This window comes from Pseudonocardia sp., from assembly GCF_050250275.1.
In the GTDB taxonomy this organism is placed as follows: Bacteria; Actinomycetota; Actinomycetes; order Mycobacteriales; family Pseudonocardiaceae; genus Pseudonocardia.
Window position 1 is genome coordinate 1 of record NZ_JBFWOY010000057.1, and the last position, 22944, is coordinate 22944.

Consider the following 22944-nt stretch of genomic DNA (forward strand, 5'->3'; position numbering starts at 1 on the left):
GCGGCCACGTGTGAGCGGGGGCGGCCGAGGTTCAGGACACGTTCGATCAACAAGCGGCGGCCGTGCACGGTCAGGCGGGCATTACGGTGGGCCACGAGAGCCTCCGGGTGGTGTGGGTCCTAGACAAACCACACCCCACTCGGGGGCTCTCCCTGGTTCAACAACCTCGACCGTGTGTCGAGGCGATCAGATCGTCACCAACGTCTTGGCCGGATACAACTAGCCCGGCTCAGGGCTCAGGGCTCAGGCGAAGTGGTCCCAGCCGGCGGGGCCGTCGTGGGGAGCGCCGTCGACCAGGACCGCGGGCTCGCCCTCGGGGGCGCGCACCGCGCCGATCACCGTCCACCCCTCCGGGGCGGCACCCGGCGGGAACGTCGCCACCAGCGCGTGGTCCTCGCCGCCGGTCAGGAGCCAGCCGAGCGGGTCCACGCCCAGCGCGGAGGCCACCTCGGCGAGCCGGGGAGGGACGGTGAGCGCGGCCGTCGCCACGTCGATCGTGACGCCGGAGGCCGTCGCGACGTGGGCGAGGTCGGCGAGCAGGCCGTCGGACACGTCGATCATCGACGTCGCCCCGGCCCGCGCGGCCCGTGGCCCGGCGGCGTACGGCGGCTCCGGCACCCGGTGGGCGTTCACGACCGCACCGGGGGACCGGAATCCGCGGTGCAGGACGTCGAGACCCGCTGCGGCCCAGCCGATCCGCCCGCACAGCGCGACGACCTCGCCGGGCCGGGCGCCCGCGCGCGTCACCGCGTCACGGCCCTCCAGGGAGCCCAGAGCCGTCACCGACAGCACGATCGCGGGCCCCGACGCGACGTCCCCGCCGACGACCCCCGCCCCGGCCCCGGCCGCCTCCGCCCACAGCCCCGACGCGATGGCCTCCAACGTCTCCACGGCCGTGTCGCGCGGACAGGCGAGCCCGACGAGCAGGGCCGTCGGCACCGCGCCCATCGCGGCGACGTCGGCCAGGTTCGCGGCGGCGGCCTTGCGCCCCACCTGGTCCGGCGTGGACCAGTCGAGCCGGAAGTGCACGCCCTCGACCAGGACGTCGGTGCAGGCCACGACCCGCCCGTCGGGCGCGGCGACGATCGCGGAGTCGTCACCGGGCCCGAGCAGCGTGGTCGGGGGCTGCTCGCGGCCGACCGTGACGCGCCGTATCAACCCGAACTCGCCGACGTCGCCAAGTGTGTTCATCGCCTCGGTTCCCTCGGACGGGGAGGCCGACGATGTGGGCACCGCGGGCACCTCCGGTACGGTTTGGCTTCCGACTTTCCTACCCGACACGACCAGTCGCGCCTGCCGGCGCGGCCTGCGCTGCCCCGCAGCGCGCACTCGAGAGGAGCACGCCGTGGTTCAGGCCTTCATCCTGGTCCAGACCGAGGTCGGCAAGGCCGCCGCCGTGGCGAACGCCATCGCCGACATCGCCGGCGTGGTGTCGGCCGAGGACGTCACCGGCCCGTACGACGTGATCGTCCGCGCCGAGGCGGGCGACGTCGACGAGCTTGGCCAGCTCGTCGTGGCGAAGGTCCAGAGCGTCAACGGCATCACCCGCACGCTGACCTGCCCGGTCGTCAACCTGGGCTGAGCACGTGGCACAGCCTGATGGTCCCGCCCGGACGCGGCCCCCGGCCGCGGTCCTGGTCGCCATCGCGCTGCCGCTCGTGCTGGCGGTGACGGTCGCAGTGCTGTCGCTGGTCAACCGCAACGCCGCCGACCCGGCGACAGCCGACCCCGGTCCGCCCGACACCCGGCCGTTGGCCGCCGCGCCCGTCGACGCCCCCGACGCGTCCGGCCCGGCCTGCACCGCGCTGCTGGCGGCGCTGCCCCCGACGCTGCCGGGTGGCGACGCGGGCCTGCCCACCCGCGCCCTCGCCGACCCGGCACCCGCCGGGGTCCGGGCCTGGGCGGCACCGTCGCGGCCGGTGGTCCTGCGGTGCGGGCTGCCGCGCCCCGCCGAGCTGACGCCGACGTCGGCGCTGGTCGTCGTGAACGGGGTGAGCTGGTTGCAGCTGCCCGACGACGTCCCGGACCCGGTGCAGTCGAGCTGGGTCGCGGTCGACCGCGGCACCTACATCGCGGTGACGACGCCCGCGACCGTCGGCAGCGGGCCGTTGCAGGCGGTGTCGGACGTGATCACCGCGACGCTGCCCGCCGCGCCGGTCGCCGTCCGCTGAACCGCCCTCCGGGTCAGCGCAGACCGGTGCCCCGCGCGAGCGCGGTCTCGACCAGCGTCGTCAGCAACGTCGCGTAGTCCACACCGGTCTCCGCCCACATCCGCGGGTACATCGAGATCGGGGTGAACCCGGGCATCGTGTTGACCTCGTTGACGATCGGCGCGCCCTCGTCGTCGACGAAGAAGTCGACGCGGGCCAGGCCCTGGCAGTCGAGGGCGCGGAAGGCGTCGATCGCGGCGGCGCGCAGCCGCGCGGTGGTGTCGTCGTCGAGCTTGGCCGGGACGTCGAACTCGCAGGCGTCGTCGAGGTACTTGGCGTCGAAGTCGTAGAACTCCGCCGCCGACGACACGAGCCGGATCTCGGCGGGCAGGCTGGCGTGCAGGGTGCCGTCGGGGTGTTCGAGGACGCCGCACTCGACCTCGCTGCCGACGATCGCCGCTTCGACCAGGACCTTCGGGTCGTGCGCGCGGGCCACCGCGACGGCCTCGTCGAGGCGGTCCCAGGACGTGACGCGGGTGATCCCGACCGACGACCCGGCCCGGGCGGGCTTGACGAACACCGGCAGCCCGAGCCGCTCCCGCTCGTCGGCGGTCAGGGTCGCGGTGCCGGGGCGCAGGACGACGAGCGTGCCGACCTCGAGGCCTTCGGCGGCCAGCAGCTTCTTGGTGAACTCCTTGTCCATGCCTGCCGCGCTGGCCAGCACACCGGAGCCGACGTAGGGCAGCCCGGCCATCTCGAGCAGGCCCTGGATCGTGCCGTCCTCACCGAAGGGGCCGTGCAGCACGGGGAACACGACGTCGACCCCGGAGAACACCTCGCCCGCGCGGTCGCGGTCGAGCCGGACGAGGCCGCCCCGGGTGGGGTCGCCGGGCAGGGCGAGCGCGTCGGCGGTCCCGTCGACGACGGGCAGGGTGCGGCCGTCGATCCGCAGCTGTGCGGGATCGTCGGTGCCGAGGACCCACGCGCCCTCGGGGGTGATGCCGACGGGGACCACCTCGAAGAGCGAACGGTCGAGGTGGGCGAGCACGCTACCTGCGGAGACGCACGAGATCGTGTGCTCGGAACTGCGGCCGCCGAACACGACGGCGACCCTGACCTTGCGTTCGCTCATGGGTGACGAGGGTAGGGCCAGCCGCCGACCCCCTCCGCCGCCGCCTCCGGGGGTGCGGTCACCCCCGTGGCGGGCACCGGGGCCCGACGGCGGTCGCGCCCCGGCGACACGCGCTCTACCGTGCCGGACATGACGGCCGCACCGCACGGTGGTCCCGCCACCGGCCGGCTGGGCTGGGGGTCACGCCCCGCGCTGCTGGTCGTCGACGTGGTGCGCGCCTACACCGAACCCGACGGACCGTTCGCGCTGCCCGACCCCGGCCCGGCCGTGTCGGCGTGCGCGGCGCTGGTCGACGCGGCCCGCGAGGCCGGGCACCCCGTCGTCTGGACGGTGGTGCGCTACTCCCGTGACCTCGCCGGCGCCGGCCTGTTCGTCCGCAAGGCTCCCGCGCTCGCGGTGTTCGCCGAGGGCGCCGCGGGCGGCTGGGGCGAGATCGCGCCACCGCTGTCCCCGGGGCCCGGGGAGACGCTCGTCGTGACGCGGTACGCGTCGGCGTTCCTCGGGACCTCGCTCGCGCCGCGGCTGGTCACGGCCGGGATCGACACGCTCGTCGTGTGCGGGGTGTCGACGTCGGGGTGCGTGCGCGCGTCGGCGACCGACGCGCTGTCGGCCGGGTTGCGCCCGATGGTCGTGCGCGACGCCTGCACCGACCGCTCGGCCGGGCTGCACGAGTCCCACCTCGCCGACCTCGACGCCACGTGCGCCGACGTCGTCACCCTGGACGAGGCCTTGGTCCACTTCTGCGCACGCGGCCCTTCCGCCACCGCCGGCCGGACAGCACCATCGCAGGAGTGAGCTCCTCCTCCACCGCGCCCCTGTCCGCCACCCCGCGCAGCTCCCTCGGCCGGCTCGCCGAACGGGGCCGAACCGACCGCGCCGACCTGTACGCGGTCCTCGACGCCGGGATCGTCTGCCACCTCGGGATCGTGCTCGACGGCGCGCCCGTCGTCCTCCCGACCGGGTACGGCCGCGTCGGCGACACCCTCTACCTGCACGGGTCCACCGGCGCGTCGACGCTGCGGGCGGCCGCGTCCGGCGTCCCGGTGTGCGTCACCGTCACCCATGTCGACGGGATCGTCTACGCCCGCTCGGTGTTCCACTTCTCGATGAACTACCGCAGCGCGGTCGTCCACGGGACCGCCCGGCCGGTCACCGACGAACAGGAGCGTGCGGCCGGGCTGGAGGCGCTCGTCGAGCAGCTGGCGCCCGGGTCGTGGAGCCACGCCCGGCTGCCCGACCGCAAGGAGCTGGCCGCCACCACCGTCCTCGCGCTCGACCTCGCCGAGGCCAGCGTGAAGGTCCGCACCGGGCCTCCCGGCGACGACGACGCCGACATCGCGAACCCGGCGTACTGGGCGGGCGTGCTGCCCGTGCGCACCGTGTTCGGCGAGGCCGAACCGGCGCCCGACCTGATCCCCGGCACACCGGCGACCCCCGCCCACGTCACGTCCCGCTGACGGCGGCGCCCGCGGTCCGCGCAGCTCACGACAGGTGCCGGGACGCCCACGGCACTCCCGTAGTCTCGGCCCGCGTGAGCAGCGCGAAGTCCCCGTATCCGTCCGCGGAGCGCCTCGACCTGGTCGACCACCTGCACGGCTACGACATCCCCGACCCGTACCGCTGGCTGGAGGACCCCGCCGATCCACGGACCGGCGCCTGGTCGGGCGCGCAGGACGAGCTCACCGCCGCCCGGCTGGCCGCCCTGCCCGGGCGTGACCGCCTCGCCGCGCGGCTGCGCGGGCTCCTCGACGCGGGCTCGGTGTCGGCGCCGCTGTGGCGGGCCGGTCGCGCGTTCCTGGTGCGGCGCACCCCCGGCCAGGAGCACGCCGTCGTGCTCGTCCGCGAGCCGCAACCCGACGGTACGACCGTCGAGCGCGTCCTGCTCGACCCGATGCTCCTGGACCCCGACGGGCTGACCACCCTCGACTCGTGGGTGCCCGACCTGGAGGGGCGCCGCCTCGCCTACCAGGTCTCCCGTGGCGGCGACGAGAACTCGGTGCTGCACGTCATGGACGTCGGGGCCGGTGAGCTCGTCGAGAAGCCCATCGACCGCTGCCGCTACTCCGACGTGGCGTGGCTGCCCGGCGGCGAGGAGATCGTGTTCGTGCGCAAGGTCGCCGACGGCGAGGTCCCCGCGGGCGAGGAGAACCTGCACCGGCGCATCTGGCGCCACCGCATCGGTGCCGACACGTCCACCGACGTGCTGATCGAAGGCCCCGGGCTCTACGAGGACCACAACTACTACGGCGTCCACGTCTCCCGCGACGGGCGCTGGCTCGTCGTGTCCGCGAACGTGGGGACCGCGCGCCGCGACAGCGTCTGGATCGCCTCGCTCGACGGCGACCGCACCGGTGAGCTGGTGCCGATCCTCACCCAGGCCGACGACGTGCAGGCCGCGGCCTGGGTGGAGCGCGACGGGCTGCTCCACGTCCTCACCACCGACGGCGCCCCGCGCTGGCGGCTGTGCGTCACCGAGCCGGAGCGGCCACAGCGCGAGCACTGGCGCGAGCTCGTCGCGGAGGACCCGGAGTCGGTCCTGGAGGGGGTCCGCCGCCTCGAGCCCCCGCCCGGCTCGGACGAGGAGCCGCTCCTCGTGCTCGTCCGCGCCCGGCACGCCGTCGCCGAGCTGGCCCTGCACGCCCTCGACGGCACCCCGCGCGGCACGGTGCCGTTGCCGGGCACCGGGTCCGTCGCCGGGGTGAGTGTCGCCGACCGGGACACCCCCGCCGAGTACGGCAGGCTCTGGCTGGGCTGGACCGATCTCGTCACGCCCTACCAGGTGCAGCGCTTCGACCGGGCCACCGGCGAGACCGTCCTCGTCGAGGCCGCGCCCGGCGAGGTCGACGTCCCCGACGTGCACACCGAACAGCTCGAGTTCGTCTCCGCCGACGGCACGACCGTCCGCATGTTCGTGATCCGCCCCGCCACCGCCCCCACCGGGCCCGTGCCCACGCTGGTCACCGGCTACGGCGGGTTCGGCATCACCCGCGAGCCCGCCTACACCCCGACCGCGCTCACCTGGGTCGAGGCCGGCGGCGTCTACGCGCTGGTGTCGCTGCGCGGCGGCGGCGAGGAGGGCGAGGCGTGGCACCTCGCCGGCAACCGCGCCAACAAGCAGAACGTGTTCGACGACCTGCATTCGGCCTGCGAGCGCCTGGTCGCCGACGGCGTCACCACCCCGGCACAGCTGGCGATCATGGGCGGCTCCAACGGCGGGCTCCTGGTCGGCGCCGCGCTCACCCAGCGCCCCGACCTGTACCGGGCCGTCGTCTGCTCGGCGCCGCTGCTCGACATGATCCGCTACGAGCAGTTCTCCCTCGGCCGCACCTGGAACGACGAGTACGGCACCGCCGACGACGCGGGCGAGCTCGGCTGGCTGCTGTCCTACTCGCCCTACCACCACGTGCACACCGGGACCACCTACCCGGCCGTGCTGTTCACCGTGTTCGACTCCGACACCCGCGTCGACCCCCTGCACGCCCGCAAGATGTGCGCCGCCCTCCAGCACGCCACCGCGGGCGACCCCGACACGCGGCCGGTCCTCATCCGCCGCGAGACCGACGTCGGCCACGCGGGCCGGTCGGTCTCCCGCACCGTCGCGCTGTCGGTCGACCAGCTCGCGTTCCTCGCCGTCCACACCGGACTGGAGCTCAGGTGACCCTCCCCGCCCAGCCCGTCTGCGCCGCCGAACCCGGCACCTGGTGCGCCCGCTTCTACGAGTGGACCCACAGCGACTTCCTCGCCGAGTCGGCCAACGTCATCGTCTCGAAGACGTTGGCGATCGTCCTGATCATCGTCGTCGCGCTGGTGACCCGCTGGCTGCTGCACCGCGGGATCCGCCGGCTCGTCGAGGGCGCCGCCGACAACCGGATCTCACGCGCCATCGTCCGGCGCACCCCGGGCCGGCTGCGCAACGGCTCCGTCGAGGCCGTCACCGCACGACGCTCGCAGCGCGCGAAGACCATCGGATCGGTGCTGCGGTCGATCAGCTCGGCCGTCATCCTGCTGATCGCCGCGATCATGATCCTGGCCGAGTTCGGCGTGAACCTCGGCCCGATACTCGCCTCCGCCGGCATCGTCGGCATCGCCGTGGGCTTCGGCGCGCAGAACCTCGTCCGCGACTTCCTGTCCGGCATGTTCATGCTGCTGGAGGACCAGTACGGGGTGGGCGACGTCGTCGACGTCGGTGACGCCATCGGCACCGTCGAGACCGTCGGGCTGCGCATCACGACGATCCGCGACATCAAGGGCACCCTCTGGTACGTCCGCAACGGCGAGATCGTCCGCGTCGGCAACATGACGCAGGGCTACGCCGTCGCCGTCGTCGACCTGCCGCTCGCGCACACCGTCGACACCGCCGAGGTGACCGAGCTCGTCACCCGCGTCGCCACCGAGCGCCTCGGCGCCGACGACATCAAGGGCGACGTCCTCGAACCCGTGCAAGTGCTCGGCGTCGACAAGGTGACCGCGGAGGGCGTCACGCTGCGGTTGACCGCCAAGGTCAGCCCCGGACGGCAGTTCGTCGTCCAGCGGGCCCTCAACGCCGCCATCACCGACGCCCTCGACGAGGAGCACATTCCGCGGCCCGTCGTCTTCCCGCCGCCCGCCGACGCCGGCCGGTCGGCACTGCCGTCGACCGGCGGCGGACCTGACCGAGCGTGACAAGGGATAGTGGTGACGTGAGCACTCCGCAGAACTTCTTCGCCGAGGTCGGGCCCGACACGATCGCCGGGATCGTCGCCCGCTTCTACGAGCAGGTGGCCGAGGACGAGATGCTGCGCGCGATGTACCCGGAGGAGGACCTCGGGCCCGCCGAGGTGCGCTTCCGGATGTTCCTCGAACAGTACTGGGGTGGCCCCCGCACCTACTCCGACCAGCGCGGTCACCCGCGGTTGCGGATGCGGCACGCACCGTTCCGGATCGGTCCGCTCCAGCGGGACGCCTGGCTGCGGTGCATGCGCGTCGCCGTCGAGGAGTCGAGCATGGACGATGCGCACCGCGAGCAGTTCTGGACCTACATCACATACGCGGCGGAGAGCATGGTCAACGCGGACTTCTGAGACCCGCGCGGCGTTCATCACCCGTCCGAGACCGGTTTCGTCACGCTCCGCGTCGATCGCGGATGGCAGGATGTCCCGGTGCAGTGGTGGCGTGATGCGGTGGTCTACCAGGTCTACGTCCGCAGCTTCGCCGACTCCGACGGCGACGGCGTGGGCGATCTCGGCGGCGTCCGCAGCCGGCTCGGTTACCTGGAGTTGCTGGGCGTGGACGCGTTGTGGTTGACGCCGTTCTACCGGTCCCCCATGGCCGACCACGGCTACGACGTCGCCGACCCGCGCGACGTCGATCCCGTCTTCGGCGACCTCGCCGCGTTCGACGCCCTCGTCGAGGACGCCCACCGGCACGGACTCAAGATCATCGTCGACCTCGTGCCCAACCACACCTCCACCGAGCACGAGTGGTTCCGCGCCGCCCTCGACTCCGCCCCCGGCAGCCCCGAACGCGCCCGATACCACTTCCGCCCCGGCACCGGCGAGAACGGCGACGCGCCGCCCAACAACTGGCGCAGCATCTTCGGCGGCCCGGCGTGGGAACGCGTCGCCGACGGCGAGTGGTACCTGCACCTGTTCGCCCCCGAACAGGCCGACCTCAACTGGACCAACCCCGAGGTGTGGGCCGACCTCGAGAAGACCCTGCGGTTCTGGTCCGACCGCGGCGTCGACGGCTTCCGTATCGACGTCGCCCACGGCATGGCCAAACCCGACGGCCTCCCCGACGACCCCCAGGCCCGCACCGAGCTGCTCGCCAACACCGACGGCGACCTCCGCTTCGACCAGGACGGCGTCCACGACGTCCACCGCATGGTCCGCGCCGTCCTCGACCACTACCCCGGCCGGATGGCCGTCGGCGAGATCTGGGTGCGCGACGACGAACGTTTCGCCCGCTACGTCCGCCCCGACGAGCTGCACCAGGCCTTCAACTTCCGCCTGCTGCAGACCCCGTTCGACGCCACCGCTGTCCGCGAGGCGATCGAGCACTCCATCGCCGCCGTCGACGCCGTCGGGTCCCGCCCCACCTGGACGCTGTCCAACCACGACGTGTCGCGGCCGGTGACCCGCTACGGCGGCGGCGCCGTCGGCCTCGCCCGCGCCCGCGCCATGGCGCTGGTGATGCTCGCGCTGCCCGGCTCCGTCTACGTCTACAACGGCGAGGAGCTGGGGATGCCCGACGTCGACGTCCCCGACGACGCCCTGCAGGACCCCGTCTGGGAACGCTCCGGGCACACCGAGCGGGGCCGCGACAGCTGCCGCATCCCCCTGCCCTGGGAGGGCGGTGGGCCGGCCTACGGGTTCAGCAGCGGCGAGCCGTGGCTGCCGATGCCCTCGGGCTGGGACGCCCTGACCGCCGCCGAGCAGCTGGAGGACACCGGCTCGACCCTGTCGATGTTCCGGCACGCCCTGGAGCTGCGACACACCCACCCCGGGTTCGTCACCGACGACGACCGGCGCACCCGCGTCGAGTGGTACGGCGCCCCCGACGGCTGCCTGGCGTTCCGCCGCAGCGGCACCACCCTCGCCTGCGCCCTCAACACCTCCGAGGCCCCCGTACCGCTCCCGCCCGGCGACGTCCTGGTGACCAGCGGCCCCCTCACCGACGACGGCCGGCTCCCCCCGGACACCGCCGCCTGGCTGGCCTGACCCCGCTCGAGGGCACCCCCACCTGCACGAACCCGGGTCAGCTCGTGAACAGCGGCAGGGACGTCACCCGGCGGCGGACGACGGCGCCGAAGCGGGCGTCGATACGCAGCCAGGAGCCCGTCGCCGACACCCGCACGACCGGGGCGCCCTCGGCGTCGGATCCGGCACCCGTGTCGGCGCCGCCCAGGAAACCCATGCCCGACAGGGCGAACAGGCAGCGCATCGGGATCCGGACGGGCGGGCCCGAGCCGTTCTCGACGGTCAGCACCGTCTGGTCGAGCAGCGAAGCGGGCGGCCCGAGGGGGCCGGCGTGCTCCCGCGCCAGGGCCAGCCCGCGCTCGGTGAGCTTCTCCAGCTCGGCGGCGGGCACGGTGTCGACGAACGCCCAGCCGTCGGCGGGCGGGACCTCCCCGTCCCACATCCCCATCCCGGGCCCCGGGTCGACCGTCTCCCCGCGCTCGACGGCGAGCGAGGTCAGCAGCGCCTGCGCCGGGACCGTCAGCTCCGCGGGCTCGCAGGTTCCGCGCACCGAGCGCGTGGCGAGGACGTCGAACGGTGTCGCGGCCCAGGCCGTCAGCTTGTCGCCGCGGGCGTGCAGCCGCACCAGCGCAGAGGACTCCAGGCGGACGACACGCGCGGTGAACGCGCCCAGGTCGTCACGCTCCGCCGTGTCGGCCAACGACAGCGAGCTCACGACTCCCCCCACTCCCCGAGGAACGCCCGTTCCTCGGCAGTCAGCCGTCGCGGCCGGTCGGCCGCGAGGTCGTACAGCGCCATGTGTGTCCGCGCGGTGACGGCGACGGGATCGGTGTCGTCGGGCCCGTCGTGCATCTCGTAGTCGATCGTGAACGAGGCGGCCCGCACGTCGCGCACCCACATCGCGACCCGCAACGGCTCGGCCCGGTACGGGATCTGGCGTCGGTACTCGACCTCGAGCCCGGCGACGAGCAGCCCGGTCGCGAACGTCCCCGCGCCGGACGTCCGGGCCCGTTCGAAGACCAGCTCGATGCGGGCCTCCTCCAGCAAGGTCACCGCGCGGGCGTGGTTGACGTGCCGGTAGGCGTCCTGATCGGTCCAGCGCAGCGGGACATGAGCGACGAAACGAGCCACGCCGCACACCCTCTCAGGTGCGCCGGGGCGGTCAGCGGGCGAGTCCGCGCAGCTGGCGCACCACCACCGACAGCGTGGCGAGATCGAGCCGCGCCCCGGCGCCCGCCTTCCCCCCGATCTCCTCCAGCGCCGTCCGCGCGCGCCCGAGCCGCGACGCGTTCGCCTTCTCCCACAACGCGATCGCCTCGTCGGCGGGCGTGCCGGGCACCGCCTCGCGGAGCAGGTCGAGGGTGACGGCACGCAGGGAGGAGTAGAGGTCGTCGCGCAGCGCGAGGCGGGCCAGGCCGTGCCAGCGGTCGCCGCGTTCGAGTGCCGTGACCGAGGTCAGCGCGAGGTCCACGCCGAGGTGCGCCGACATCGCGTAGTACAGGGTCGCGACCTCGACGGGGTCGCGCGGCTCCCGGTCGCGTTCGGACAGCTCGGTCAGCTCGACGACGTCGAGCAGCCCGAACGTGAACATCAGCTCGGCGGAGCGGCGTGCCAGCTCACGCGGCACACCGTCGACGACGAGCGCGTCCGTCGACGCGGCGACGGCCGCCGCCTCCGGCCCGCAGAGCAACCCACCGACGCGGCCCGACAGGTCCCGCACCGTCTCGCTGAAGCGGGCGGTCTCGGCGCCGACCGCCAGCGGTTGGGGTCGGTTGGTGAGGAACCAGCGCGACGCCCGGTCGAGCAGCCGACGCGACTCGAGGACCAGTCGGTCGGCCTGCGCGACCGGCATGTCGGCGGCGCGCGCCCGTTCCCACAGGTCCGCCAGACCGAACACGGCCGTCGACACGGTGTAGGCGCGGACGGCCTCGTCCACCCCCGCCGACAGCTCCTCGGCCAGCCGGAACGCATACGACGTCCCGCCGCCGTCGACCATCTCGTTCACCAGCATCGTCGCGACGATCTCGCGACGCAGCGGATGGGCGGCGATGGGCCGCGGGTGGCGGACCCGCAACGGTTCCGGGAAGTAGCCGGGCAGCCGGCCCGCGAAGGCGGGTGCGTCGGGCAGCTCGGTGCCCAGCAGCCGGTGGGTGAGGTCGAGCTTCGTGTGGGCGAGCAGTGTCGCCAGCTCCGGGCTGGTCAGCCCGGCGGCGGCGTCCTCCAGCGACGCGAACGCGTCGTCGTCGGGGAGGACCTCGATGCGCCGGTCGAGTCCGGCCCGGTCGGCCAGGTCGGCGACCATCCGCCGGTGCACGTTGGCCATCGCCGCCGCGTGCGAGCGGGCGACTCCGAGCACCGCGTTCTGGGCGCGGTTGTCGTCGAGGACGAGCTCGGCGACCTCGTCGGTCATCTCCGCCAGCAGGGCGTTGCGCGCCGGCCGGTCGAGCTCCCCGGCGGCGACCAGCCCGTCGAGCAGGATCTTGATGTTGACCTCGTGGTCGGAGCAGTCGACACCCGCCGAGTTGTCGATGGCGTCGGTGTTGATCCGCCCGCCCGCGCGGGCGAACTCGATGCGGCCGCGCTGGGTGAGCCCCAGGTTGCCGCCCTCGCCGACGACCCTGACCCGCAGCTCCCGGCCGTCGACGCGGATGGCGTCGTTGGCCTTGTCCCCGACGTCGGGGTGGGACTCCGCGGTGGCCTTCACGTAGGTGCCGATACCGCCGTTCCACAGCAGGTCGACGGGCGCGAGCAGGATCGCCCGGATCAGCTCGGGGGGGCTCAGCTTGACCACGGTGTCGGGCAGCCCCAGCGCGGCCCGGATCTCCGGCCCCACCGGCACCGACTTCGCCGTCCGCGGCCACACCCCGCCGCCGGCCGAGATCGCGGCCCGGTCGTAGTCGTCCCACGACGAGCGCGGCAGCGCGAACAGCCGCCGACGTTCCGCGATGCCCTGCGCGGCGTCCGGGTCGGGGTCGACGAACACGTGCCGGTGGTCGAACGCCGCGACCAGCCTGATGTGGGCGGACAGCAGCATCCCGTTGCCGAACACGTCGCCGGACATGTCCCCGATGCCCGCGACCGTGAAGTCCTGCGACTGGGTGTCGACGCCCAGCTCCGCGAAGTGCCGCCGCACCGACTCCCACGCACCCCGCGCGGTGATGCCCATCGCCTTGTGGTCGTAGCCGACCGACCCGCCCGAGGCGAACGCGTCACCCAGCCAGAAGCCGTAGCTCGCGGCGACGTCGTTGGCGACGTCGGAGAACCGCGCCGTCCCCTTGTCGGCGGCGACGACCAGGTAGGAGTCGTCGCCGTCGTGGCGCACGACGTCCGGCGGCGGCACCGTCGCGCCGTCGACCAGGTTGTCGGTGACGTCGAGCAGCGCGGAGATGAAGATCCGGTAGCAGGCCTCCACCTCGTCGGGGCCGGGCCGGGCCGCCTTGACGACGAACCCGCCCTTCGCCCCCACCGGCACGATGACGGCGTTCTTGACGGCCTGCGCCTTGACCAGGCCGAGGATCTCGGTGCGGTAGTCCTGCGGGCGGTCCGACCAGCGCAGCCCGCCGCGCGCGACCGGCCCGAACCGCAGGTGCACGCCCTCGACCCGCGGCGAGTACACGAAGATCTCGAACTTCGGTCGTGGGCTGGGCATCTCCGGCACCGACGTCGGGTCGATCTTGAACGAGAAGAACGGCCGGTCGCGGAACCAGTTGGTGCGCAACGTCGCCGTGATCATGCCCAGGTAGCCGCGCAGGATCCGGTCGGCGTCCAGACCCGCGACCTCGTCGATCAACGAGCTCACGTGCCGCAGCGCCTCCTCCGTCGCCGCCGCCCGGGCGCCACCGTCGGGCGCGGGGTCGAACCGGGCCCGGAACAGCGCCACCAGCCCGCGCGCCACCTCCGGGTGGGCGCGCAGCACGTCGGCCAGGTAGTTCTGCCCGAACAGGCTGCCCAGCTGGCGGGAGTAGCGGCCGTAGGCGCGCAGCAACGCCACCTCGCGCCAGTGCAGACCCGCGCCCAGCACGAGGGAGCTGAACCGGTCGGTCTCCGCGTCGCCACGCCACGCCGCCGCGAACGCCGAGCAGAATGCGCCCGCGTCGTCGGCAGGCCACGGCGTCCCCGCGAGCGCGAGCCCGAAGTCGTAGACCCAGCAGCGGTGCCCGTCGGGGCGCACGAACTCCGCGGGCCGCTCGTCGAGCACCTCGACGCCCAGCTGCTGCAGCACCGGCAGCACCGCCGTGAGCGTCACGGGCGCGTCGGCGAGATAGAGCGTGAACCGCTTCTCGGCCGCCCCGTTCTCGTAGAGGCGCACCGCGAAACCGCCCGGTTCCAGCGACAACACCCGCCGCAGGTCCTCCACCGCGTGCGCCGGGGGCACCGACGCCTTGTACGACTCCGGGATCCCCGCCAGCAGCTCCGGCACCGCGAGCGCGCCGAGCGTCGCGACCAGCCGGTCGTCCCACGTGCGGATCGCGTCGGCCAGCTCGTCGGCCAACGCCATCGGGTCGGGCAGCGCCCGCGGCGCCGTCTCCGGGTCCCGGTGCACGGTGAACTGCACCAACGCGAGGCTCGCCTCGCTCACCCGCGCCGTGTAGTCGACGTCCGAGCCGGCCAGCCGGTCCTTCAGCACCGCGGCCATCGCGAGCCGCGCCGCCGTCGTGTAGCGGTCACGCGGCACGTACACCAGGCACGACACGAACCGGCCGTACGGATCCGGGCGCAGGAACACCCGGACACCACGCTTGCCGGCGGCCTTGAGCACCCCGAGCGCGATGTCGCACAACGCCTGCTCGGACGTGCCGAACAGCTCCTCACGCGGCAGCCCCGAGATCACCTCCAGCATCCGCTGGCCCGAGTACGACGCGATCGGGAACCCCGCCAGGTTGATCGCGCGGCGCACCCGCCGCTCCACCAGCGGGATGTCGAGGACGTCCTCGTGGATCGCCGAGACCGTCAGCATGCCGAGGAAGCGGTGCTCCCCGACGACCCGGCCGTCCACGTCGAACGTGCGGACCCCCACGTAGCAGGGGTGCACCGGGCGCAGCACCCGGCTCGGGATCTCCGCCCGGGTGAGGACGAGCTGCTCCGGCGCCTTCGCGGCTTCCGCCCAGGCGAACCCGTCACCGGCCGGCGGCAGGCCGCGCAGCACACCCAGCGCCGGCTCGGGATCCGGGCGCGACGTCCCGTCGGTGCTCACGACGTGGTGGCGGTAGCCGAGGAACGTGAAGTGCCCGTCGACGAGCCAGCGCAGCAGGTCCGCGACGTCCGCGGCGTTCCACGCCGCCCACGACGCCGGCGCCGACGCCGCCAGCCCGTCCGCCACCTGCCGGGCCCGATCCGCGATCCGCGGCCCGTCGGCGACGACGTCACGCACATCGCGCAACGCCTGCTCGACCTCACTGCGCAACGGACCCGCGTCGACCGGCGCCGCGAGGTCGAGATGCATCCACGACTCGACCAGCGCCGCCGCCGGCGGCTCGTCCGGGTCCGCCTCGTCGAACACCTCACGCAGCACACCCGCGTCGTCGCGCCGCACGACGACGACCGGGTGCACCACCCGCGCCGGTTCCCCGCCCGCGTGCCGCACCGCGGCGAGCACCGACTCGACCAGGTAGGGCATGTCGTCGGTGACGATGTCCACCGACGTGGTCCGCGGCTCCCCCGAGACCCGCACGATCGGCTCACCCGGCAGCCGGGTCGCCGCCACCTCGTGGGCCCGCGCCGCGAGCCGCGCCGGGTCGGGCCGCTCGGCCGGGGTGGCGCGGTCGTCCTCCACGGCCGTCTGCCGCAGATAGACGCGACCGAGCGCGGCGCCCGGCTCGTCCACGACGTCGGTACTCGGGACGGGATCGCTCATCAGGCGTGGCTCCAGTCGGTCGATGACTGAGCCCCCACCCTACGACCGCGCGCTCCGCGCGATCACACCGTCACATCCCGCGGTAGGCGGCCATCGCACCTGCGAGAAGGTCCGCGAGACCGAGCGACTCGATGTCGGGCTCCTCCTGCGCCGCCGCTGCCGCATCGGCCCGCGGTAGGGGCTCGGCGCCGGGCGGGGTGTGGGGCTCCGTGACGTGCCCGTCGACGACGTCCGGCGCCGGGGTGGCCGGGGGTGTGACGTCGGCGGGATAGCGGCGGCGCCGCCGTCCCGTTCCCGGTGTTGGCGGCTCCTCGGTGGCGACGGTGTCGGCACCGCCCGGTGGGGGGTCCTGTGTGGAGGCGAACGCGCCCGGGGCCGCATCGTCGTCGAGGCGGCGCCCACGGTGGCGCCCGCCGCGCTCCGCGGCCTCGGCGTTCCCGACAGCCCGCTCCCGGTGCCGTCCGCCGCCGGGGCCCGGCTCGCCGCGGGGTTGCGGTCGCGACGCGAGTGGCACGTCCGGGTTGACGACGGGCAGCGGCCGAACGAGGTCGCCACGCGTCTGCTCCCCGGGCCCGGCGGTCTCGGTGCCCGCGACGTCAGGGCGCACTACGTCGGAACCGCCTACGTCAGGGCCTGCGGCGTCAGAGCGTCCGAGCCCAGGCAGTCCGAGCTCAGGCGGTCCGAGCTCAGGCGGTCCGAGCTCAGGCGGTCCGAGCTCAGGCGGTCCGAGCTCAGGCGGTCCGAGCCCGGACCGTCGGAGGTCGGGGTGTCCGAGCCCGGCCCCCGCGAGGTAGACGTCCGCGACGCCGGCGCCTCCGAGGTCGGCACCTCGGAGGTCAGGGCTCGCGAGGTCAGGGCTCGCGAGGTCAGGGCTCGCGACGTCCGGGCTCGCGACGTCCGGGCTCGCGACGTCCGGGCTCGCGACGTCCGGGCTCGCGACGTCAGCGCCTCCGAGGTCTGGGCTCGCAAGATCCGAACCCGCAAGACCCGAACCCGCGAGGTCACTTCTTTGAGAGTCCGGGGCTGCAGGGTCAGAGGCCGCGATGTCAGAGCTCGCGGCGTCGGGGCCTCCGATGTCAGGTGGTCGGAGGTCGGCACCCGCGAGGTCGACGTCGGCGACGTCGGCGCGTCCGAGGTCAGACCTTTCGAGATCGGCCCCGGCGTCAGGGCCGCCCGTGTGAGGGCGTGCGAGGTCGGCGCCTGCGAGGTCCGGGCCGGCTGCGGGAGGTCGGCTCGTGATCCGGCGCGCCGCTCGGGCCGCCGCGACGCGCTCGACGGCGGTCCCCCCGGTCCCGGACACTGCGCCGGCGGCAGCGCTGGTCCCGAGGTCGTGCAGGATCTGCGCCCCGCGCACGCCGTCGGCGCCGACGACCGCGGCCCGCAGGAACGCACCGTCGAGATCGCGGGCGGTGGGCAGGCCTGCCGCGAGGTCCTCGAGCACCGAATGCACCCACGCTGCGGCTCCGGCGCGGTCGAGGCCGGGGAACTCGACCGTGACCGCATCCTCACAACCGCGTAGCGACGCACCGGGCGGCAGGATCGCGCCGGCGCGCCGCGCGATGCGCCGCAGGGCCACCGCCACCGCGGCCCCGCCCACCCGCTGGTCCCCCGAGACCAGATCGACGACGACGGACACCGCCGCCCCCGGACCGCCGGGCCCCGGCCGCGCCTGCTCATGCTCGTCGCGCTCACCGTCGGTGCGCGGGCCGGTGGGGCGCCCACGCTCCGCGGCTTCCCGCCGGGCCCGCCGGCCCACGCGGGGCACGGCCTGCTGGGGGCGCGTCGTGGGGACGCTCCCGAGGTGGTCGCCGTCCCCGTGTCCGCGGGCGACCGCGCGCAGTACCGACGTCTCGGTCGCCGACCGGAACCGTGCTCCGGCGGTCCTCCCGGCAGCGACGTCCGTGGCGGTGCCGGCGTCGTCCACGGACCGGCGACGGCGCCGTCCCGACGGCGCGTCGGTCGTGGCGCCGTTCCGGTCGGGTGCGACGCCCGGGCCCTCGGGGGCGCGATGGCGGCTCGCCGGCGGGCTCTCCGGACGGCCCCAGACATCGTCGATCTCGGCGATCGCCCTGGCCAGCCATTCCGCAGCCGCAGCGGCCGTGTCGGTGACCGCGAGCGCCGGTGTCACGGGTTCCTCGACGACAGCAGCCGGGTTCCCGTGACCCGCGAGCCGGGCCGCGTTCTCCTCGGCAGCCGCCCGCTCAGCAGCCGCCCGCTCAGCAGCCGCCCGCTCAGCAGCCGCCCGCTCGGCAGCCGCCCGCTCGGCAGCCGCCCGCTCGGCAGCAGACTGCCGGGCTCGGGCCTGCTCCGCGGCCCCGGCGACCTCCGCGTTCCAACTCCGGAAGCGCGACGCCTCGTCGCGGCCCTCCCACGCCGAGTCGGTGACGCTCCCGTTGCTCCGCAGCTCCGCCAGCAACGCGTCACCCATCGGCGACGACATGTACGACGACGCGGCACGCCCACTGCGCCGTGACCCACCCTGCTCGGCGTCGGCCGGTGGCCCGTCGGCCGGGGTGACCGGTCGTCCGTTGCGCCGTGCCGCGCCGTTCGTCGGTGCGGCGGCGGTACCGCGGGGCGGCGTCGCACGTCCGGAGGGCCGCGCTCTGCCGTCGACCGGCCCGAGGCCGGTACCGCTGGGCGGTGTCGGCCGCTGCTCCGGCGCATCCGCGCCCGGCCGCGGGCCACCGAACTCGGCGGCGCGGAGTGCGGTCGGCTCGACGAGCGGGGGGTCGGGGGCCAACGGTGTCCCGACGAACGGGTCGTGTGCGACGGGCACGGCCGAGTCGAGGGCGGTCCCCGACAGCACGTCACGGGTGCCCCGCGCACCCGTCACCTGGATCCTGCTCCGGCCTGGCGACGTGTGCGTGCGGGCCTGCCGGTCCACTCCCCGACGCTTCCCGTCTGCGGCGGGGGTCGCGGTGTCGTCGACCAACCCGGCCAGCTGCGGCGTCGCGACCCGGAACAGGTCGGCGCGACGCCGGTCGTCGTCCTCGGCCCGCCGCCGCAACCGCAGCTGCTCGCGCGCGGACACGCTCCTGCCGGAGGCGTCGTGCAGCTCGGCGAGCGCGGCGCGGCAGGCGCTCTCGAGGTCTGGGGCTCCGGCGGCGCCTGCATCGGTGGCGGCCCGCTCGAGCGCGTCGATCGTTCCCGACGGGCGTGAGGTCGCCCGTGCGCACGTCAGCCGCAGCTGCGCACGTTGGCGGCTCGCGAGTCCGTCCGCTTCCAGTCGTGGCGCGATCTCGTCGGCCGCGGCACGGGCCTCACGCAGGGCGCCGGCGTCGAGCAGGGCGCCGATCCACTGTGTCGCGAGGGCGGCGGTGAGGTGATCGGACTCGGTCTCGGCGGTGGGCCGCTGGGGGCGCCACCCGAGCAGCGCCATCGCGGTCCGGGCGCGATCGGCGGCGGTGTGGTGCCGTGACTGGGCCCGTTCGGCCGCGGAGCGCAGCAGCTCGGCCGTGGCTGCGGCGGCATTGCCCGCGACCTCCAGCGCCGCCGCGTCGATCGGGCTGAGCAGCTGCTCGAGCCGGTCGGGCCCGTCGGACAGCGAGGCCCGAGCGCGGGCGACCAGGGCGTCGAAACGGACGTCGACCGGAGTCGCGGGGTTGCGCAGCAACCCGTCGAGCAGGCGCTTGGCGACGTCGGCCGAGCCGTGGTCGCGCGCCACGCCGGCGAGCTCGGCCCGGAGCCGGGCCCCGTCCGCACCACGGGCCGCGTCCCGACGGGCGCCGCTGCCCAGCTGGGCGAGCACGGCGGCGGCCTCGTCGCGGGCGTCGCCGATGGCCGCCCGCCCGTGGAGGGTCCAGCCTGCGGCGACGGCCCACGTCGCGTCGTCTCGGGCCTGCTCGGCCGCGAGCCGACCGAAGGTCGCGGTCAGGTCCGGGCGGGACCAGCGTGACCCGCCCGCGGCGGTGAGCATCGCCTGAGCCGGATCCGAGCTGTCCGTCCCACGTCCGGACCTGACCGTCGACACGCAGCAGCCTCCCGCGGAACGAGGCACCCCGGGGACCGACCGGCACGCCTTACGAAGATCACCGCACCGACGCGGGATCGCTCTCAGTCACGAGTGAGCTTACGGTGCGTCACGCGATGCGGACGCGCCGCCTCCGCCCCGAGTCGCTCGACCTTGTTCTTCTCGTAGGCCTCGAAGTTGCCCTCGAACCAGAACCAGGACGCCGGGTTCTCGTCCGTGCCCTCCCACGCGAGGATGTGGGTGACGACCCGGTCGAGGAACCAGCGGTCGTGGGAGATGACCACGGCGCAGCCGGGGAACTGTTCGAGCGCGTTCTCCAGCGATCCCAGGGTCTCGACGTCGAGGTCGTTCGTCGGCTCGTCGAGCAGGATCAGGTTTCCGCCGATCTTGAGCGTCAGCGCCAGATTGAGGCGGTTGCGCTCACCACCGGAGAGGACACCGGCCGGCTTCTGCTGGTCCGGCCCCTTGAACCCGAACGCCGCCACGTAGGCCCGCGACGGCATCTCGACCTGCCCGACCTGGATGTAGTCGAGCCCGTCGGACACGACCTCCCAGACGTTCTTCTTCGGGTCGATCCCGCCACGGTTCTGGTCGACGTAGGACAGCGAGACGGTCTCGCCGACCTTGACCTCACCCGAGTCCGGGTGCTCCAGCCCGACGATCGTCTTGAACAGCGTCGTCTTGCCGACGCCGTTCGGACCGATGACCCCGACGATGCCGTTGCGCGGCAGCGTGAACGACAGGTCCTTGATCAGCTGCCGGCCGTCGAAGCCCTTGTCGAGGTGCGAGACGTCGACGACCGTGTTGCCCAGGCGCGGGCCCGGCGGGATCTGGATCTCCTCGAAGTCGAGCTTGCGGTGCCGCTCGGCCTCGGCCGCCATCTCCTCGTAGCGGTCGAGCCGTGAGCGGCTCTTCGCCTGCCGCGCCTTCGGGTTGGACCGCACCCAGGCCAGCTCGTCCTTGAGCCGCTTCTCGAGCTTCTGGTCCTTCTTGCCCTGGACGGCGAGCCGCTCGGCCTTCTTCTCCAGGTAGGTCGAGTAGTTCCCCTCGTAGGGATAGGTGCGGCCGCGGTCGATCTCGAGGATCCACTGCGCGACGTTGTCGAGGAAGTAGCGGTCGTGCGTGACGGCCAGGACAGCACCGGGGTAGGAGCTGAGGAACTGCTCCAGCCACAGCACGCTCTCGGCGTCGAGGTGGTTGGTGGGCTCGTCGAGCAGGAGGAGGTCGGGCTTGGCCAGCAGCAGTTTGCACAGCGCGACGCGGCGCCGCTCGCCACCGGAGAGATTGGTGACGGGCAGGTCGCCCGGCGGGCAACGCAGCGCGTCCATCGCCTGCTCGAGCTGGGAGTCGAGGTCCCACGCATCGGCGTGATCGAGCTCTTCCTGGAGCTTGCCCATCTCCTCCATGAGCTCGTCGGAGTAGTCGGTGGCCATCTGCTCGGCGATCGCGTTGAAGCGGTCGAGTTTGACCTTCGTCTCGCCGACCCCCTCCTCCACGTTCCCGAGGACGGTCTTCTCCTCGTTGAGCGGCGGCTCCTGCTGGAGGATGCCGACGGTGGCCCCAGGGGCGAGGAAGGCCTCACCGTTGTTCGGCTGGTCCAGGCCCGCCATGATCTTCAGCACGCTGGACTTGCCCGCGCCGTTGGGGCCCACCACACCGATCTTCGCCCCCGGATAGAAGCTGATCGAGGCGTTGTCGAGGATGACCTTGTCGCCGTGCGCCTTGCGCACGTTCTTCATGGTGTAGATGAACTCCGGCACGGGCCCGATGGTAGTAACGCGTCTGACGACGCTGTTGCCCGGTGCACCCGGGCGACGGCGCGGCGCCGCCCGGGCACCCTCCGGCCCCTGCTCAGCCGACCGCTGCCGGCTCGGCAACGGTCTGCCACGGGTCGTCGGCGACCTCGTCGCCACGTTGCTCGCCGCCGCCGGCGTCGGCGGCGACCTCGTCGTCGACGACGAACTCGTCGGCGGGCACGTCCTCGTCGCTCGGTACCTGGATGTCTTGCGCTGCATCGAGTCCCGGGCCCTGGGAGGACGGCCGCGGCCGGGAGACGGCCGCGGTGCAGCGCGACAGGTCCGGCCCGATCGCGTTCGCGTCGATGTCGACGTCGATGCGGGTGCCACCGTCCTTGGCGGCGTACTCGCGTACCGACAGCCGCCCGTAGACGACGACCGGATCGCCCTTCACGAAGGTCGCCGCGACGTTGACGCCGAGGCGCCGCCACGCGGTCACCGTCATGTACGACGTCCCGGACGTGACCCATTCACCGGTCTCCCGGTCGAACCGCCGCACGTTGCTGGCGAGCCGGAAGCTGGCCAGTTCGGTGCCGTCTGCGGTGCGCCTGCGCATCGGCGCCGACGCCATGTTGCCGACGATCGTCGTGTAGATCTCGTTCACCGTTGTTCTCCCTGCTCGGACGGGGCTTCCGGGAACGATCATCGCGAGCTGCAGCGGCCCCCGGGTCCCGGTCACGCCGACCTGGGGACAACACGCGCGCATGTGGAAGACCCGACGCCGGGGCCCTCGCCCGTGCCGAACTGTCGGTGCGCTGTGCATGTCGCGACGACCGCACCGAAACCGGGAACAACACGGCCCTCGTCGACCACGGCCTCAGTCTTGAACGGGCGCGCCGCACCGGCAGCAGGTGACCGCCGGCCCGACAAGGCCGCGAACGGATGCCGAGCACCCATGCACCTGCTGATGCCGCGACCGATCGTCGGACGCGACGCCGCACCCCCGGAAAGCCGTCGCCACACAGATCCGCCGCGCACCACCACTGAGCTCAGCCGGTCCGGGCCGCACGCGGCGGGAAGACCCGCGATCGATGCGCCACCATTGGCTCACCCCGGCGGTGCAACACAGAGCAGCGCCATCGGCGCCGATGCCTCGAACACCGAACGGAGTCGACGTGCATCACCTGACGCAGATCGGCGGGATCGGAGATGTCGACGATCGACGCATACCGAATCCGAATGTGGGACGAACTCGCTGTCGACGGTTTCGCCCGTCGAATTTCTGCGATTGGGCGACCAACGCAAAAAAGAGGATGGTCCCGGACCGAAGTCCGGGACCATCCCCACATTTGATGTCGGCGGCGACCTACTCTCCCACACCCTGGCGAGTGCAGTACCATCGGCGCTGGAGGGCTTAGCTTCCGG

At 73.7% G+C, this 22944-nt stretch carries 16 protein-coding genes and 1 rRNA gene; 8 read left to right on the forward strand and 9 right to left on the reverse strand.

Translation table 11 applies throughout. The annotated features are described in order from the left end of the window. Positions 1–243: 243 nt before the first annotated feature. A complete protein-coding gene (locus AB7F12_RS30725; RefSeq protein ID WP_428501249.1) occupies positions 244–1191 on the reverse strand; it encodes a thiamine-phosphate kinase in 948 nt (315 codons plus the stop codon). A 154-nt stretch (positions 1192–1345) separates the two neighbouring features. On the opposite strand from AB7F12_RS30725, the gene AB7F12_RS30730 reads away from it, so the two are divergent. Next, positions 1346–1582, forward strand: a complete 237-nt coding sequence (locus AB7F12_RS30730; protein WP_428501250.1) for an Lrp/AsnC ligand binding domain-containing protein — start codon at positions 1346–1348, stop codon at positions 1580–1582. A 4-nt stretch (positions 1583–1586) separates the two neighbouring features. Then, the gene (locus AB7F12_RS30735; RefSeq protein ID WP_428501251.1) at positions 1587–2171 is read left to right on the forward strand and encodes a DUF3515 domain-containing protein; all 585 of its coding nucleotides are present in this window, start codon (positions 1587–1589) and stop codon (positions 2169–2171) included. A 13-nt stretch (positions 2172–2184) separates the two neighbouring features. On the opposite strand, the gene AB7F12_RS30740 is transcribed toward AB7F12_RS30735, so the two are convergent. Continuing rightward, positions 2185–3282 carry a D-alanine--D-alanine ligase family protein gene (locus tag AB7F12_RS30740; protein ID WP_428517185.1) on the reverse strand — a complete coding sequence of 366 codons (1098 nt, stop codon included), beginning with the start codon at positions 3280–3282 and terminating at the stop codon, positions 2185–2187. Positions 3283–3411: 129 nt separating this feature from the next. Between AB7F12_RS30740 and AB7F12_RS30745 the strand changes: the two genes are divergently transcribed. The 6 genes from AB7F12_RS30745 to AB7F12_RS30770 all read left to right on the forward strand — a co-directional run bounded on the left by AB7F12_RS30745 (position 3412) and on the right by AB7F12_RS30770 (position 9980). Next, positions 3412–4077, forward strand: coding sequence for an isochorismatase family protein (locus AB7F12_RS30745; protein ID WP_428501253.1), 666 nt, complete (start codon positions 3412–3414; stop codon positions 4075–4077). Then, positions 4065–4739, forward strand: coding sequence for a pyridoxamine 5'-phosphate oxidase family protein (locus tag AB7F12_RS30750; protein WP_428501264.1), 675 nt, complete (start codon positions 4065–4067; stop codon positions 4737–4739). Before AB7F12_RS30745 ends, AB7F12_RS30750 begins: the two co-directional genes overlap by 13 nt. Positions 4740–4813: 74 nt before the next feature. Continuing rightward, the gene (locus AB7F12_RS30755) at positions 4814–6940 is read left to right on the forward strand and encodes a prolyl oligopeptidase family serine peptidase (RefSeq protein ID WP_428501254.1); all 2127 of its coding nucleotides are present in this window, start codon (positions 4814–4816) and stop codon (positions 6938–6940) included. Beyond that, positions 6937–7944 (forward strand): mechanosensitive ion channel family protein, encoded by a 1008-nt coding sequence (locus tag AB7F12_RS30760; protein WP_428501255.1) that lies wholly within the window; start codon positions 6937–6939, stop codon positions 7942–7944. The genes AB7F12_RS30755 and AB7F12_RS30760 overlap by 4 nt, the downstream gene beginning before the upstream one ends. Positions 7945–7961: 17 nt before the next feature. Next, positions 7962–8342 carry a globin gene (locus AB7F12_RS30765; RefSeq protein ID WP_428501256.1) on the forward strand — a complete coding sequence of 127 codons (381 nt, stop codon included), beginning with the start codon at positions 7962–7964 and terminating at the stop codon, positions 8340–8342. Positions 8343–8420: 78 nt separating this feature from the next. Further along, positions 8421–9980 carry a glycoside hydrolase family 13 protein gene (locus tag AB7F12_RS30770; RefSeq protein ID WP_428501257.1) on the forward strand — a complete coding sequence of 520 codons (1560 nt, stop codon included), beginning with the start codon at positions 8421–8423 and terminating at the stop codon, positions 9978–9980. A gap of 37 nt (positions 9981–10017) precedes the next feature. Here AB7F12_RS30770 and AB7F12_RS30775 read toward each other — a convergent pair whose 3' ends face one another. The 7 genes from AB7F12_RS30775 to rrf form a co-directional block, all read right to left on the reverse strand. Beyond that, positions 10018–10674, reverse strand: a complete 657-nt coding sequence (locus AB7F12_RS30775) for a hypothetical protein (RefSeq protein WP_428501258.1) — start codon at positions 10672–10674, stop codon at positions 10018–10020. Then, positions 10671–11090: an acyl-CoA thioesterase gene (locus tag AB7F12_RS30780; protein WP_428501259.1), complete on the reverse strand. Its 420-nt coding sequence runs from the start codon at positions 11088–11090 to the stop codon at positions 10671–10673. The genes AB7F12_RS30775 and AB7F12_RS30780 overlap by 4 nt, the downstream gene beginning before the upstream one ends. Positions 11091–11121: 31 nt before the next feature. Further along, entirely contained in the window at positions 11122–15813 is a 4692-nt protein-coding gene (locus tag AB7F12_RS30785; RefSeq protein ID WP_428501260.1) for an NAD-glutamate dehydrogenase, read from the reverse strand. A gap of 70 nt (positions 15814–15883) precedes the next feature. Next, positions 15884–19729 carry a hypothetical protein gene (locus AB7F12_RS30790; protein ID WP_428517183.1) on the reverse strand — a complete coding sequence of 1282 codons (3846 nt, stop codon included), beginning with the start codon at positions 19727–19729 and terminating at the stop codon, positions 15884–15886. Between the two features lie 137 nt (positions 19730–19866). Further along, positions 19867–21543, reverse strand: a complete 1677-nt coding sequence (ettA, locus tag AB7F12_RS30795; RefSeq protein ID WP_428501262.1) for an energy-dependent translational throttle protein EttA — start codon at positions 21541–21543, stop codon at positions 19867–19869. Between the two features lie 91 nt (positions 21544–21634). After that, positions 21635–22183 carry a single-stranded DNA-binding protein gene (locus AB7F12_RS30800; RefSeq protein ID WP_428501263.1) on the reverse strand — a complete coding sequence of 183 codons (549 nt, stop codon included), beginning with the start codon at positions 22181–22183 and terminating at the stop codon, positions 21635–21637. 689 nt (positions 22184–22872) lie between these two features. After that, positions 22873–22944, reverse strand: a 5S ribosomal RNA gene (gene rrf, locus AB7F12_RS30805); the annotation flags it as partial.

Bases quoted from the DNA above. Each gene is read 5' to 3' on its own strand.
- AB7F12_RS30785 (WP_428501260.1), bottom strand. From the start codon at position 15,813: ATGAGCGATCCCGTCCCGAGTACCGACGTCGTGGACGAGCCGGGCGCC.
- AB7F12_RS30725 (WP_428501249.1), bottom strand. From the start codon at position 1,191: ATGAACACACTTGGCGACGTCGGCGAGTTCGGGTTGATACGGCGCGTC.
- AB7F12_RS30790 (WP_428517183.1), bottom strand. From the start codon at position 19,729: ATGCTCACCGCCGCGGGCGGGTCACGCTGGTCCCGCCCGGACCTGACC.
- AB7F12_RS30740 (WP_428517185.1), bottom strand. From the start codon at position 3,282: ATGAGCGAACGCAAGGTCAGGGTCGCCGTCGTGTTCGGCGGCCGCAGT.
- AB7F12_RS30745 (WP_428501253.1), top strand. From the start codon at position 3,412: ATGACGGCCGCACCGCACGGTGGTCCCGCCACCGGCCGGCTGGGCTGG.